This is a genomic window from Streptomyces sp. NPDC050264, assembly GCF_040655895.1.
Lineage (GTDB): Bacteria > Actinomycetota > Actinomycetes > Streptomycetales > Streptomycetaceae > Streptomyces.
The window spans coordinates 1-13,566 of record NZ_JBFAKV010000035.1 but is presented as its reverse complement, the minus strand read 5'-3'; the positions used below and the strand labels follow the sequence as shown (position 1 = coordinate 13,566).

Sequence of the window (13,566 nt, the reverse complement as noted above, 5' to 3'; positions counted from 1 at the left end):
CCGCGCCGACGTGCAGAGGTTAGGTTGGTGACCAAAGACAGGGAGGGTCACGAGCAGGTGGAGCGCAAGGCGATCGGGGCGGCGGCGCTCGAGGTGGGGGCGGTCGGGCTCGGCTGCATGCCGATGAACTGGGCGTACACCGGCTCGCGACAGCGCGGCGAGGAGTCCTTGCGCACCGTGCACGCCGCGCTCGACCGGGGCTGCACTCTGATCGACACCGCCGACATGTACGGGCCGTTCACGAACGAGCTGCTGCTCGGCCGGGTCCTTAAAGAGCGGCGCGCGGACGCGTTCGTGTCGACGAAAGTGGGGCTGCTCGTCGGGGAGCAGCACATCGTGGCGAACGGCCGCCCGGGCTATGTGAAGCGGGCGTGCGACGCGTCGCTGCGTCGTCTGCAGACCGACCACATCGACCTGTACCAGCTGCACCGGGCCGACCCGGAGGTCCCGGTCGAGGAGACCTGGGGCGCGATGGCGGAGCTGGTGGGCGCGGGCAAGGTGCGCTCCCTGGGGCTGTGCGCGGTGGGCGCGCGGGCCACGCGCCGCGGCGGCCGGGCCGGGCTGCACGCCGGAACGATTCAGCAACTGGAGCGGGTCCAGCAGGTGTTCCCGGTGAGCTCGGTGATGGCCGAAATGTCGGTGTGGTCGCCGGAGGCACTGGAGACGCTGCTGCCGTGGTGCGCGGTGCGCGGCGTCGGGTTCCTGGCGGCGATGCCGCTGGGCAACGGGTTCCTGACCGGCACGCTGACTCCGGGCCAGGGCTTCGAGCCGGACGATGTGCGGGCCCGCCACCCCCGGTTCACCGCGGAGATGATGGCGGCGAACCAGCCGATCGTGGCCGGCCTGCGCCGGGTCGCGGCGCGCCGCGGCGAGGGCGTGACGCCGGCGCAGGTGGCACTGGCCTGGGTGCTCGCGCAGGGCCGGAACGTGGTGCCGGTGCCCGGGGCCAAGCATGAGCGGTGGGCGGCGGAGAACGCGGCGGCCGGTGAACTGACGCTGGCGGAGGACGAATTGGCGGAGATAGCGAAACTGCCGGCGGCCCAGGGCTCCTGGGACTGACGGCGGCGGGGGCCGGCGATATTCGGCCGGGCCCGATGCGACCTGGCCGGATTCGGTCCGGACCCGATCCGACCGGGCCTGATCCCTTCGACGGAGATCGGGAACCTGCGCGGGGCGAGCGGTGTATGAACGGTAGAACCATCGCGTCGAAGGGATCCTGATCGTGCAACGTCAGACTGTGCGGCCCGCGTTGGCCGTGGCCGCCTGTGCCGCGTTCCTGTTCACGGCCGGGTGCTCCTCCGGCGGTGACGGACAGCCCGGCAAGGACAAGACGTCCGCGCCGAGCATGAGCGACGCGGGCAAATCACCCGCCTCGCCGACCTCGGGCGACGTCCCGCCGGCGAAGGGATCGGTGACCGTCGTGCGCACGGTCACCGAGGACCTCAAATCGCCGTGGGGGCTGGCCCCGCTGCCCGAGGGCGACCTGCTGGTCTCGTCCCGGGACGAGGGGACGATCACCCGGGTCGACACGGAGACCGGGAAGAAGACGGAGCTCGGCTCGGTGCCCGGGGTTGCCCCGGCCGGCGAGGGCGGCCTGCTGGGCCTCGCGCTCTCGCCTTCCTATGCCTCGGACCACATGGTCTACGCGTACTTCACGACGGAGTCGGACAACCGCATCGCGCGGATGCTGTACGACGAGAAGAAGCCCGCCGGTGAGCAACTGGGCGCTCCGGACACGGTGTTCAAGGGCATTCCCAAGGGCTCGAACCACAATGGCGGGCGGATCGCGTTCGGCCCGGACGACTTGCTGTACGCGGGGACGGGCGAGACGTACCACACCGAATTGGCGCAGGACAAGAAGTCCCCGGGCGGCAAGATCCTTCGTCTCACGCCGGACGGCACCCCCGCGCCGGGCAATCCGTTCGGCGGCTCCCCGGTGTACTCGTACGGGCACCGCAATGTGCAGGGCCTGGCCTGGGACTCGAAGAAGCGGCTGTGGGCCTCGGAGTTCGGCCAGGACACCTGGGACGAGCTGAACAACATCGTGGCGGGTGACAACTACGGCTGGCCCGATGCCGAGGGCAAGGGCGGCAAGTCCGGCTATCACGACCCCATCGCGCAGTGGCACACGCAGGACGCCTCCCCCAGCGGTATCGCCTATGCCGAGGGTTCGATCTGGATGGCGGGCCTCCGGGGTGAGCGCTTGTGGCGCGTCCCGCTGGACGGCACCAAGGCGGCACACGATCCGCAGGAGTTCCTGAGAGGGAAGTACGGGCGGCTGCGCACGGTGGTCTCCGCCGGCGGCGACAAGTTGTGGCTGGTGACGAGCGAGACGGACACGCGCGGCACACCGGGGAAGGGGGACGACCGCATTCTGGAGCTGAAGGTCAGCTAGTCCTGGCCGTGATCACTCCGGTCACTGTGGTCACCGTGATCGCGGGGCTGGTCGGTATCCCGCTCTGCCGGGGCGTCCGGGGGCCGGACGACCACCTTGCCGGAGGAGAGGTCTATCGGGCCGCGGCCGGGGTCGCCGTCGTTCAGGTCGACGCGGGTCAGCTCCAGGCGCTTGCGCTCGTCGTTGGTGTGCTTGCGGCCGGGGGCGAACAGCTCCTCGAACATGTTGAACACTGCGCCTCCTGGTGGCGTGGCGGCCAAGCCTCCCATTCAGCGTACGGGAGGGCCCGGCAACGGCCTCAGCCCTTGGCGCCGGGCGGTGCCAGTACCGGCTGCTCGGGGAAGAGATGCAGCCGGTGGGCCAGGGCCGCCGCCTCTCCGCGGCCCGCGACGCCCAGCTTGGCGAGGATGTTGGAGACGTGGACGCTGGCGGTCTTCGGGGAGATGAAGAGGGCCTCGGCGATCTGCCGGTTGCTGCGGCCGGCGGTGACCAGGCGCAGGACGTCCCGTTCGCGGCTGGTGAGGCCCAGTTCCTCGGCGGGGTCGGCCGGGGCCTCGGAGCGCGGCACGTCGCGGGTGAGGCTGAGCCGGGCGCGCTGGGCGAGCAGGGCGACGGACTCGGCGAGCGGCCGGGCGCCGAGGTGGTCGGCGACGGCTCCGGCGAGGCGGAGCAGTTCGGTGGCACGGTCGCGGTCGTCCTCGGTGGGGCCGCCGTCGGAGGCGGAGGAGGCGAGGAGGGACTCGGCGAGGCGGAGTCGGACGCGGGCCAGGTCGTGCGGGCGGTCGAGAGGTTCGAGGGAGGTGACGGTGGCGGACCAGTCGTCGGGGGTGTCGCGGCCCTCGGCGCGCAGGAGTTCGGCGCGTACCCACTGTTCGTGGGCGGCCCAGACGGGGACCGGGGTGGCCTGGCTCTTGGCGGCGTCCCGGATGCGGGCGACGGCCTCGGCGCGGCCCGGGTCGGCGGCGGGCAGGCCGAGTGCGTCGGCCTCCGCTGCGGCGGCGGTGCGCAGCAGCGGCCAGGTGTAGCGGTGCATGGAGGGCGGCAGTCCGGCGGCGACGGTGCGGGCGAGTGCGGCGCGGGCGTCGAGGAGGCGGCCTCGGGCTGCGGCGAGAGCGAGGGTGAGATGGGCGAGCGGAAGGGAGTACTGCGGCATCGGGTCGTGGGTGCCGTAGTGCTCGTGGGCGGCGGCGAGATGTCCGGCCGCCTCCTGGAGGGCGCCGCGGTGCAGCGAGATGGTCGCGAGGTGCACGCTGACGGTGCCGCGGGGCTTGGCGCTCAGGGCGGAGCGGCGGGTCCGGTCTGCGGCCTCGACCGCCTCGTCCCAGCGGCCGAGGGAGATCAGGGACTCGGCCTTGTTGGACCGGACCCAGCCCTTGGAGTCGGTGAGGCCGTAGCGGCGGCACAGGGCGATGCCCTCGTCGCAGATCCGGACGGCTTCCGCGGAGCGGCCGGCGCCTTCGAGGCAGGAGGGCAGGTTGACGTTGACGTTGCTGATGCGGGCGATCAGGCCGAGCTCGACGGACCGGTCGCGCACGGCGTACATCTCGGTGAAGCCACGCTCGATGTCGCCGGCGTCGACGAGGAGGCCGCCGAGGACGAGGCGGGCGTGCAGTTCGGTCTCGACGGCGCCGACCATGTGGGCGTACTCGACGGCACGTTCGGCGGCGGCGAGGGTCTCGGCGCCGGGGCTGTGCAGCATTCCCCAGGCGGCGGCGTGGGTGAGGACCTCGGCGTGCACGTCGGACGGAGGCAGCCCGCGGACCAGCTCCTGGGCGGTGGCTATCTCGTCCCAGCCGTTGCCGCGGCCGGTGTGGGAGCTGATCCGGGAGCGCTGGATCCAGAACCAGGCGGCACGCAGGGGGTCGCCCTCGCCATTGGCGGCGGCCTCGTCGAGGATGCGGATCGCGCGTCTGCTGATCTTCATGGCGCGTTCCCGCTCGCCGCACAGCCGGCCCGCGACGGCGGCCTCGCCCATCAGGTCGAGGTAGCTGAGCGGAGTCGTGGCGGGGTCGCAGCCGCAGGCCGGATAAAACTCGGCGTAGTCACCGAGACGGAGCGCGGCCCGGATGGGCTCCGGTGCTCCGTCCCAGAGCTCCATCGCCCGTTCCAGCAGCCTGAGTTGCTCGGCGTAGGCGTGTCGGCGGCGCGCTTCGACGCAGGCGTCGAGGACGGCGGGCAGCGCCTTCGCGGGGTCGTGGGCGTGGTACCAGTAGGTGGCCAGGCGCATGGCGCGGGCGTCGACGGGGACGAGCGCGGGCTCGGCCTCGAGGGCTTCGGCGTAGCGGCGGTTGAGGCGGGAGCGCTCGCCGGGCAGCAGGTCGTCGCTGACGGCTTCGCGGACCAGGGAGTGGCGGAAGCGGTAGCCGTCGCCGTCCGGGGTGGCGTGCAGGATGTTGGCGCCGACGGCCGCGCGCAGGGCTTCGATGAGTTCGTCCTCGCCGAGCCGGGCGACGGCGGCGAGCAGTGGGTACTCGACGGTGGAGCCGCCCTCGGCACAGATCCGGGCGATGCGCTGGGCGGATTCGGGCAGCGATTCGACGCGGACGAGGAGGACGTCGCGCAGCGAGTCGGTGAGGCCGGTGGCGCAGCCCTCGGACGCGGAGACGGCGAGCTCCTCGACGAAGAAGGCGTTGCCGTCGGAGCGCCGGAAGATGTCGTCGACGACGGCCCGTTCGGGTTCGGCGGCCATGATCCCGGCGACCTGGCGGGCCACTTCGTCGCGGCTGAGGCGGCCGAGGTCGATGCGGGTGACGGTGCGCAGCCGGTCGAGTTCGGCGAGCAGGGGACGCAGCGGGTGGCGGCGGTGCACGTCGTCGGCGCGGTAGGTGGCGACGACGGCGAGGCGGCCGCTGCGCAGGGTACGGAAGAGGTACGAGAGGAGGTGGCGGGTGGAGGCGTCCGCCCAGTGCAGGTCTTCGAGGACGACCACGACGGTGTGCTCGGCGGCGATGCGCTCCAGGAGGCGCCCGGTGAGTTCGAAGAGGCGCGCGGTGGCGCTCTCGTCGCCGCGTCCGTCGGGGCTCCGTGCCGTCCGGTCGCCCAACTCCGGGAGCAGTCGGGCCAGTTCGTCCTCCCGGCCGGCCGCGGCGAGGTCGAAGGCGTCGGGCACCTTGCGGCGCAGCGCGCGCAGGGCGGCGGAGAAGGGGGCGAAGGGCAGGCCGTCGGCGCCGATCTCGACGCAGCCGCCGGTGACGACGAGGGCGCCCTGTCGGCAGGCCCCTGCGGCGAACTCCTCGACGAGGCGGGTCTTGCCGACCCCGGCTTCGCCGCCGAGCAACAGCGCCTGGGGCGCGCCGTCGACGGCGCGCGCGAGGGCGGTGTTCAGTACGCCCAGCTCGTCGGCGCGGCCGACGAACACCGGGCTGACGGACCTGGTTTCCACACCGGCGAGCATCGCACACGGATACGAGGGGGCGGCAGAGTTTTCGGTGGGGACGGGGAAGGGGAGGACGGCAGGCAGTCCGTCCTCCCCCGGAGAGTCCCCCGTGGCCCTTCCCCCGGTCCGAGGTGCCGGGCTCATGCCGCGCGCGGGGCACGGTGCCGGCGCGGCCGTTCCGTGCTCACCCGCCCCTCGGCCTCGTGGCCGGCCGAGCGGCGCTCGGCGCGGCGGGCCTTGGCGGCGGCGCGGGCCGCGCGGGCCAGCCGGTGGGTGTCGGCCCGCTGGATGAGTTCGGCGGAGCGGACCTGGTGCAGCTCGTACTCGAACATCTCGTCCTCCTGGTGACGATCGTCTGCGGTTCTCGCGGACCGTTCTCCGCGATGCCTCAACTTTCGTTTCCCAGGGGGGTGCGCCACATCGGGAGAGTGCCGCATGTTCGAGGGCCGGGATGCCTTACTCGTGGCCGGAGATGCCTTAGGCGCCCAGGGCAGCCGCGTACGACTGCCTTAGGCGCCTTGCAAAGACCGGTAAGACCGGTAAGACCTCCTCGGGTACCGCCTCAGCTGTCTCAGCTGGTCTTGGGCAGGCCCAGGAGCAGGTCCGAGTACTTGGCCACGGCGAGCAGCAGGCCGAGGACGCCGAGGGAGACGCCGGCCCACGCGGTCGACTTGATCCAGACCGCCTGCGCCTTGCCGGGTACGCCGAACGCGGGCCGCACCAGGACGACCGCGCCGACGATGAGGGCGATCAGCGAGAAGATCCCGCCGACCAGGGCGGCGGCGTGCCAGGAGTCGCCGTAGACCTCGGAGACCTGGGTGGCGACGCTCGCGGTCTGGGTGGTGTTGAGCTGGCCGATGAGCGACTCGCGGGCCGACGCCACCGTGCCGAGCCAGCTGCCGCTGAGCGCGACGATGCCGAGGGCCACGGAGACGATGGCGCCCGCACCCTGGCCGGTGCCGGTCGGGCGCGCGGCGGCGGCCTCCTCCTTGGCGAGGAGTTCCTCGTAAGCGGCGTCGTCGTCCGCGGCGTCGTCGTCCACGCCGTCCTCGGCCGCGATGGCCTCGTTCTTGGTCCCGGTCGGCTGCTCGGCCGTCCCGGGGGCGTCCGTCGGCTCGCTCGCCTCGACGGCCTCCTCGTTCTCCTTCCGCTCGGCGGCGTCGGGCTGCGCATCAGTCTTCGTAGTCATGCTTCGCACCGTACGGACGGAGTCTGAGAAGTCTCTTAACGTTTCTTGTGGGAGTCGCGCGCGCTGCGCCATTCGGGGGCCAGGACCGACCAGACCTCCAGGTCGTGGCGGACTCCCTGCCACAGATGGGCCTCGCGGTGCACGCCGTCCCGGGTGAATCCGAGCCGTTCGGCGACGTTCAGGCTCGGCACGTTGCCGGACGCGGCGACCCACTCCACGCGGTGGATGCCGCGCTCCTCGACGGCCCAGTCGATCAGGTGCCGCATGGCCCGCGTGACCAGGCCGCGCCCCGCCGCGGCGGGCTCCAGCCAGCAGCCGACCTCGCAGGTGCCGGCCGCCGCGTCGAAGTGCAGGGCGAGGACGCCTCCGACGAGCGTGCCGTCCAGCCAGATGCCGTGGTAGGAGGCCGTGTCGGCGGCGCGCAGGTCGGCGTAGCGCTGGAGGGTCTCCCGGGCGGACGTCACATCGGTGGCCTTGGACCCGAATGGGATGAACTGCCCGATGAACTCCCGGCCGCGGTCGAGATGGCGCAGGAACTCCTCGGCGTGCCAGGGCTCCAGGGGGCGCAGCTCGGCTCTGCCGTCATCCAGCGGTATCGCGTACATCGGGCTCCCTCATTACGTCCATCGGTACGTCGTCCGGCGCGCCGCGCCGCCCGGGGATCCTCGCATCCGCGGCTGCCGCCCGGCACTCCGGCGGTTCGATGCTGAGGCGGGGCAGGCGGCGGTCGAGCCAGCCGGGCAGCCACCAGTTGGCGCCGCCGAGCAGGTGCATCAGGGCGGGCACCAGGAGCGTGCGCAGGATGAACGCGTCGACGGCGACCGCCGCGGCCAGCGCGATGCCGAACATCGCGATCACCCGGTCGCCGCTGAGCACGAAGGCCAGGAAGACCGAGATCATGATCACGGCCGCCGAGTTGATCACGCGGCTGGTCTCGGCCAGGCCGACCCGGACGGCCCGCCGGTTGTCGCCGGTCTCCAGCCACTCCTCGTACATCCGGCTCACCAGGAACACCTGGTAGTCCATGGACAGGCCGAAGAGCACCGACACCATGATGACCGGCAGGAACGGTTCGATCGGCCCGGATCTGCCCAGGCCGAGGAGTTCGCTCCCCCAGCCCCACTGGAAGATCGCGACGACGACTCCGAAGGCGGCGGCGACGGCCGCGACGTTCATCGCGGCGGCCTTCAGCGGGATCCCGAGCGAGCGGAACGCGAGCAGCAGGAGTACGCAGCCGAGCCCGACCACGACGCCCACGAAGAGCGGCAGTTTGCCGATGACGACCTGGGCGAAGTCGTCGTAGCCGGCCGTGACGCCGCCGACCTGGACCTCCAGCGAGCTGCCCTGTTCGGCCCGGGGGACGACGTCGGCGCGCAGCCGGCCGACGAGTTCGCTGGTCCGGTCGGACTGCGGTGCGGAGGTGGGGACGACGGTGAGGTAGGCGGCGCTGTCGTCGTGGTTGTACGTCACCGGGGAGACGGCGGCGACGCCCTCGGTGTCGCCGAGATCGCTCGCCAGCTGGGCGAGCGCCAGCTTGTCCTGGGCGCCGTGCACGTCGCCGACCAGGGTGAGCGGCCCGTTCATGCCGGGGCCGAAGCTGTCGGCGAGCAGGTCGTAGGCCTGCCGGGTGGTGCTGGACGCGGCGTTGTTGCCCTGGTCGGAGGTGCCGAGGTGGAGGAAGAGGGTGGGCAGCGCGAGGACCGTGATGACGGCGAGGGCGAGGCCGCCGAGCAGTCTCGGGTGGCGCTCGACGAAGACGGCCCAGCGGGCGGCGAGCCCGGTCGGCAGCTCCGGTGCGGGCCCGTGCGCGGCGAGTCTGCGCCGCTCGCGCCGTGACAGGGCGCGCATCCCGACGAAGGAGAGCAGCCCCGGCAGCAGGGTCACGGAGGCGGCGACGGTGAGCAGCACGGTGACCGACGCGGCGATCGCGACGCCGTTGAGGAAGCTGAGCCGCAGGGTCAGCATGCCGAGCAGGGCGATGCACACGGTGGCGCCCGCGAAGACGACGGCCCGCCCGGTGGTGGCCACGGCCCGTTCGGCGGCGACCGCGACGGGCAGCCCGCGTTTCAGCCCGCGCCGGTGCCGGGTCACGATGAACAGCGCGTAGTCGATGCCGACGCCGAGTCCGACGAGCATGCCGAGCATCGGCGCGAAGTCCGCGACGGTCATGGCGTGGCCGAGCAGCACGATGCCCGCGTACGCGGTGCCGACGCCGATCAGCGCGGTGGCGATGGGCAGCGCGGCCGCGGCGAGCGAGCCGAAGGCCAGGAAGAGCACGACGGCCGCGACCACGACGCCGATGGCCTCGGACAGATGCCCGGACGTCGGTTCGGTGAGCGCGACGGCGCTGCCGCCGAGCTCCACCCGCAGCCCGTCGGGCCCGTGGGCTCCGGCGTCGCGCGCCGTGTCCACGACGGCCTGCGCCTGGCTCTTCGGGATGTCGTCGGCCTGCTGCTCGAAGGTGACCGTGGCGTACGCGGTGTGCCCGTCGGCGCTGATCCGGTCGGCGCCCTGGGCCTCGTACGGCGAGACGACGGACGAGACGCCGGGCAGTTTCCCGATCTGGTGCAGCGTGTTGCTCATCGCCGTCTCGACGTCGGCGGCGCGCACGGTGGAGCCGTCGACGTGCCAGACGACGGTGTCACTGTCGCCGCCGAGGCCGGAGAAGCTCTCGTCGAGGAGGTGGGCGGCCCGTCCCGATTCCGTGCCGGGTGCCTCGTAGTCGTTCGAGTACGCGGACCCGGCCACCGCGGCCGCCGCGCTCGTCCCTCCGAGCGCGAGCAGCCACAGCAGGACGACGACGAGCCGGTGCCTGACACACCACCGTGCGAGTGCGGCCACGGACGTGCTCCCTGGGGGTTTTATGGATCTTTACCGGGAACAGTCGGTGATCAGCCCACATCAGCTGAACCAGCCCGCAAAGAACACGTGAGCAAGGGCCAGTCACTCTTACAGCCAGAAGTGATCCTTTGTCGCTTTCGTGGGTTTACTCACATGGGCGGTGACCAGGGTTGGCGGTCAGCCGGACACGCTCGGCCGCCCGTCCTCGACGTGCCCCATGAGACGCCGGTGGAAGGCGTCGCCGGATGCGACCTCGATGTCGTACCAGCCGTGCGTCTCCTCCGTCTCGTGCACCAACGTGACGGTCCGGCCGGGCCGGACGACAACCGTCCGCTTCCCTACGGTGAACGTCCGCGCCGTCTCCCCCGTGCCGCGCAGCCGGATGCGCACGGCACGCGCGCGTGCGTCCACGGTGGTCGTGACGTCGGCGCCGAAGTCCGTTCGCCCCCGGAACTCGCGCCGGAATCCGCCGGGACCGGTCACCACGAAGTCGTACGCGCCCTCACGCACCGGCACGGTCGCGTCCCGCAGGACGTCGAAGTGGAGCGGCGCCGCGAACTCCCCCGCGTACGGGTAGAGCGTGAAGTGCGCGCTGGAGCGGCCGGTGTTGACGAGGCTCAGCGTCAGCTTTCCCTCGTGCACGCGCGCGTGGGCGTCCGGCTGGTACGGCAGGGCCCGGGCCGGCCGGGTGCCGGGCTCCTGCACGGGCATCGACTGCTTCAGCGGCGGCTGCGGCGCCCAGCGGCCGCCGAACCCGGGGACGGCGCCGGGCTGTTCGACCTCGGGCTGCCGGTGTCCGTGCCGGAAGTCGAAGGCCCCGGTCAGGTCGCCGGTGACCTGGCGGCGCCAGGCCCCGATGTTGGGTTCGCGCACGCCGGTCCACTGCTCCAGGAAGCGGATCACGGACGTGTGGTCGAAGACCTCGGAGCACACGTACCCGCCCACGGTCCACGGCGAGACGACGAGCATCGGCACCCGCACGCCCAGCCCGGTGGGCAGGCCCTGCCACCGCTCCTCCGTGACCTCGGGCCCCGGCGCGGGAGGCGGTACGTGGTCGAAGAACCCGTCGTTCTCGTCGTAGTTGATGAAGACGGCCGTCTTCCGCCACACCTCGGGGTGCGAGGCGAGCGCGTCGAGCACCTTGTAGACGATGGTCGCGCTGTGGATCGGTGAAGAGACGGAAGGGTGTTCGGAGTCCACGGCGGACGGCACGAGGTAGGAGACGCGCGACAGCTTCCCGCGCGCGACGTCGTGCGCGAACGTCTCGGCGAGCTTCCCGGTCGGCACGCGCCGCAGCGCGCGCTCGAACAGCGACCGCTCGCTCCTGCTCAGCGTCGCGACCCCCTTGTCCAGGGTGGCGAGGAGCGCGGCCCGCTCGTCCTCGTCGGCGGCGTCGCGCACTTTCGCGTAGAAGGCCTCCATGTAGGTCAGGCCGGTGCCGGCCAGGACCTTCTTCGCGATGGCCTTGAAGGTGGTGAAGAACTCGATCTGGTTGTCGGTGAAGTTCTCCCACTCGGTGTACGTCTGCCAGCTCACGCCCGCCTTCTCCAGGCGCTCCGGGTAGGTCCCCCAGTCGTAGCCGGGGTGCGTGCCCTCGTCGTAGGCGTCGTTGCCGACGGCCCGGTTGCCGTTCGGCTCGAAGCCGGTCTTGCCGCTCCACAGGTGGTTGCGGTTGGGGCTCGTCGAGGAGTGGATGGAGGAGTGGTAGGCGTCGCAGACGGTGAAGGTGTCGGCGAGTTCGTAGTGCAGCGGGATGTCCTCGCGCGTGTAGTACGCCATCGTGGCCGCGGTCTTCGCGGTGATCCACCCGTCGTGCCAGCCGCCGTGCGACGCCTTGGCGCCGCCGGACCAGGAGTGGTCGAGGGCGCCTATGTACTGGAGGTCCTTCTTCTGCGTCGCGGCCGCTTCCCGTACGGGGAACGGGAGGACGGCGCGCACTCCGCCCGGCTGCTCGAACACGCTGGTGCCGCCGGGCAGCCGGATCGCGTTGCGGTCGCCGAAGCCGCGCACGCCGCGCAGGGTGCCGAAGTAGTGGTCGAAGGACCGGTTCTCCTGCATCAGGATCACGACGTGCTCGATGGCGTCGAGCCCGCCCCGGGGAGGCGCGCCCTGTTCGGCCTGGGCCGCGACGGCCTGCTGCAGCGAGGGCGGCAGGAACGATCCGACGGCTGCGGCGCCGAGCGCGCCGCCGCCGACGGCCATGAGGCGTCTGCGGGACAACTCGGGTGACTGCGGGGACTCCGACGACGGTGACACGGGACCTCCGTACGTAAAGGTCTGCGACTGACCCATTGACTGGTACGGCGGGGACGGTAGCGACGCCAGATGGCCCTGGGAAGTACGTGAACCAGCCGAAACGTAAACGTCCAAGCATCCGGGACAAAGGTCCAACCACTGGTTCGGCTGGTGGTTCAACCGCTGGTTCAACTGCTAGCCGAGCAGGGCGAGTCCGGCCCACAGAGCCACCGTCGAAGCGAGCAGCGTGGCCGGCACCGTGAGCAGCCCGAGCCGGGTGAAGCCGCCGAGATCCGGCTCGGTTCCGTGGGCGTGCACGATGCGCCGCCACAGCAGGGTCGCCAGGGACCCCACGTACGTGAGGTTCGGGCCGAGGTTGACGCCGATGAGCGCGGCGAGCACCGGGCCGGGGCCCGCCGGGGCGACGGCCGGCAGCAGGGCGAGAATCGCGGGCAGGTTGTTGATGAGGTTGGCGAGCACCGCGGCCACGCCGGCGATCGCGAGCAGCGTCGGCAGGGAGGAGCCCGCGGGCAGGACGTGTGCGATCCCGTCGCCGAGCCCGTTGTCGACGACGGCCTTGACCACGACGCCGAGGGCGAGGACGAAGAGGCAGAAGGGGAGGTTGAGGGCCTTCACCAGTTCGCCCGGGGTGCTCCGGCGCCGCAGCAGCGAGCGGGCCCCGAGCACGAGCGCGCCCGCGAACGCGGCCCACAGCGGCTCGATCCCCGCGAACGACGTGACGACGAACCCGGCGAGCGTCAGCGCGAGCACCACCAGCGTGAACACCGGGACACCCGTCGCGTCCTCGGGGTCGGGGTCGTGCGCGGGCGCCGCGAGATCATCGGCGAAGTACCGGCGGAACACCGCGTACTCGATGCCGATCGCGACCAGCCACGGCAGCGCCATCAGCCCCGCGAACCGGCTGAACGTCAGCCCGCTCGCCGCGAACGCCAGCAGGTTCGTCAGGTTGGAGACGGGCAGCAGCAGGGACGCCGAGTTGGCGAGGTGGGCGCTCGCGTAGACGTGCGGGCGCGGGCGGGCGCCGATGCGGGCCGCGGTGGCGAAGACGACCGGGGTGAGCAGCACGACGGTGGCGTCCAGGCTGAGCACCGCGGTGACCCCGGCGGCCACCGCGAAGACGCCGCCGAGCATGCGCTTCGGACTGCCGTGACAGGCCCGCGCGACGGCGTCACCGGCAGCCTTGAACAGCCCGTCGTCGGCGCAGAGTTGAGCCAGGAGCAGGATCGCCGCGAGGAACCCGACGACGGGGAGCAGCTCTTCGGTCTCGGCCCAGGCATGGTCGGGGGTGACCAGTCCCACGGCGACGGCGACGGCCGCGGCAGGCACGGCCGCGACTGCTTCGGGCCAGTTGCGAGGTCTGACGACCGCGAAGGTGAGCACGACAGCAAGAAGGGCAAGGGAGGCGAGCAACACTCAAGCCCCGCCTTTCGGACGAGAGGCAACGGGGTCCGGGGCAGAGCCCCGTGACCTGAACGCAAAGCGGCGGCGGCGCACCGGGTGACCCGGTGC

Annotated in this window: 10 protein-coding genes; 2 read left to right on the top strand and 8 right to left on the bottom strand. The window is 72.1% G+C overall.

The genetic code is table 11. From position 1 onward, the window contains the following. The first annotated feature begins 57 nt into the window (after positions 1–57). Together AB0J02_RS39290 and AB0J02_RS39285 are read left to right on the top strand one after the other, a co-directional pair. Positions 58–1,059, top strand: coding sequence for an aldo/keto reductase (locus AB0J02_RS39290; RefSeq protein WP_363198735.1), 1,002 nt, complete (start codon positions 58–60; stop codon positions 1,057–1,059). Between the two features lie 163 nt (positions 1,060–1,222). Continuing rightward, positions 1,223–2,395: a PQQ-dependent sugar dehydrogenase gene (locus tag AB0J02_RS39285; RefSeq protein ID WP_363198690.1), complete on the top strand. Its 1,173-nt coding sequence runs from the start codon at positions 1,223–1,225 to the stop codon at positions 2,393–2,395. Here AB0J02_RS39285 and AB0J02_RS39280 read toward each other — a convergent pair. The 8 genes from AB0J02_RS39280 to AB0J02_RS39245 all read right to left on the bottom strand — a co-directional run bounded on the left by AB0J02_RS39280 (position 2,392) and on the right by AB0J02_RS39245 (position 13,470). Further along, positions 2,392–2,628, bottom strand: coding sequence for a DUF6191 domain-containing protein (locus tag AB0J02_RS39280; protein WP_363198689.1), 237 nt, complete (start codon positions 2,626–2,628; stop codon positions 2,392–2,394). The genes AB0J02_RS39285 and AB0J02_RS39280 overlap by 4 nt on opposite strands. Before the next feature lie 65 nt (positions 2,629–2,693). Beyond that, a complete protein-coding gene (locus AB0J02_RS39275) occupies positions 2,694–5,789 on the bottom strand; it encodes an AAA family ATPase (protein ID WP_363198688.1) in 3,096 nt (1,031 codons plus the stop codon). 122 nt (positions 5,790–5,911) lie between these two features. Then, positions 5,912–6,103 (bottom strand): hypothetical protein, encoded by a 192-nt coding sequence (locus AB0J02_RS39270; protein ID WP_363198687.1) that lies wholly within the window; start codon positions 6,101–6,103, stop codon positions 5,912–5,914. Positions 6,104–6,342: 239 nt separating this feature from the next. Further along, complete coding sequence (locus tag AB0J02_RS39265) at positions 6,343–6,960, bottom strand: hypothetical protein (protein ID WP_363198686.1); 618 nt, start codon at positions 6,958–6,960, stop codon at positions 6,343–6,345. 35 nt (positions 6,961–6,995) lie between these two features. Next, the gene (locus AB0J02_RS39260; RefSeq protein ID WP_363198685.1) at positions 6,996–7,565 is read right to left on the bottom strand and encodes a GNAT family protein; all 570 of its coding nucleotides are present in this window, start codon (positions 7,563–7,565) and stop codon (positions 6,996–6,998) included. Then, positions 7,543–9,801: an MMPL family transporter gene (locus AB0J02_RS39255; protein WP_363198684.1), complete on the bottom strand. Its 2,259-nt coding sequence runs from the start codon at positions 9,799–9,801 to the stop codon at positions 7,543–7,545. The genes AB0J02_RS39260 and AB0J02_RS39255 overlap by 23 nt, the downstream gene beginning before the upstream one ends. A 177-nt stretch (positions 9,802–9,978) precedes the next feature. After that, complete coding sequence (locus tag AB0J02_RS39250; RefSeq protein ID WP_363198734.1) at positions 9,979–12,021, bottom strand: phosphocholine-specific phospholipase C; 2,043 nt, start codon at positions 12,019–12,021, stop codon at positions 9,979–9,981. A 210-nt stretch (positions 12,022–12,231) separates the two neighbouring features. Beyond that, positions 12,232–13,470, bottom strand: a complete 1,239-nt coding sequence (locus tag AB0J02_RS39245) for an SLC13 family permease (protein ID WP_363198683.1) — start codon at positions 13,468–13,470, stop codon at positions 12,232–12,234. Positions 13,471–13,566 lie beyond the last annotated feature (96 nt).

Bases quoted from the DNA above. Each gene is read 5' to 3' on its own strand.
- AB0J02_RS39275 (WP_363198688.1), bottom strand. From the start codon at position 5,789: ATGCTCGCCGGTGTGGAAACCAGGTCCGTCAGCCCGGTGTTCGTCGGC.
- AB0J02_RS39270 (WP_363198687.1), bottom strand. From the start codon at position 6,103: ATGTTCGAGTACGAGCTGCACCAGGTCCGCTCCGCCGAACTCATCCAG.
- AB0J02_RS39265 (WP_363198686.1), bottom strand. From the start codon at position 6,960: ATGACTACGAAGACTGATGCGCAGCCCGACGCCGCCGAGCGGAAGGAG.
- AB0J02_RS39260 (WP_363198685.1), bottom strand. From the start codon at position 7,565: ATGTACGCGATACCGCTGGATGACGGCAGAGCCGAGCTGCGCCCCCTG.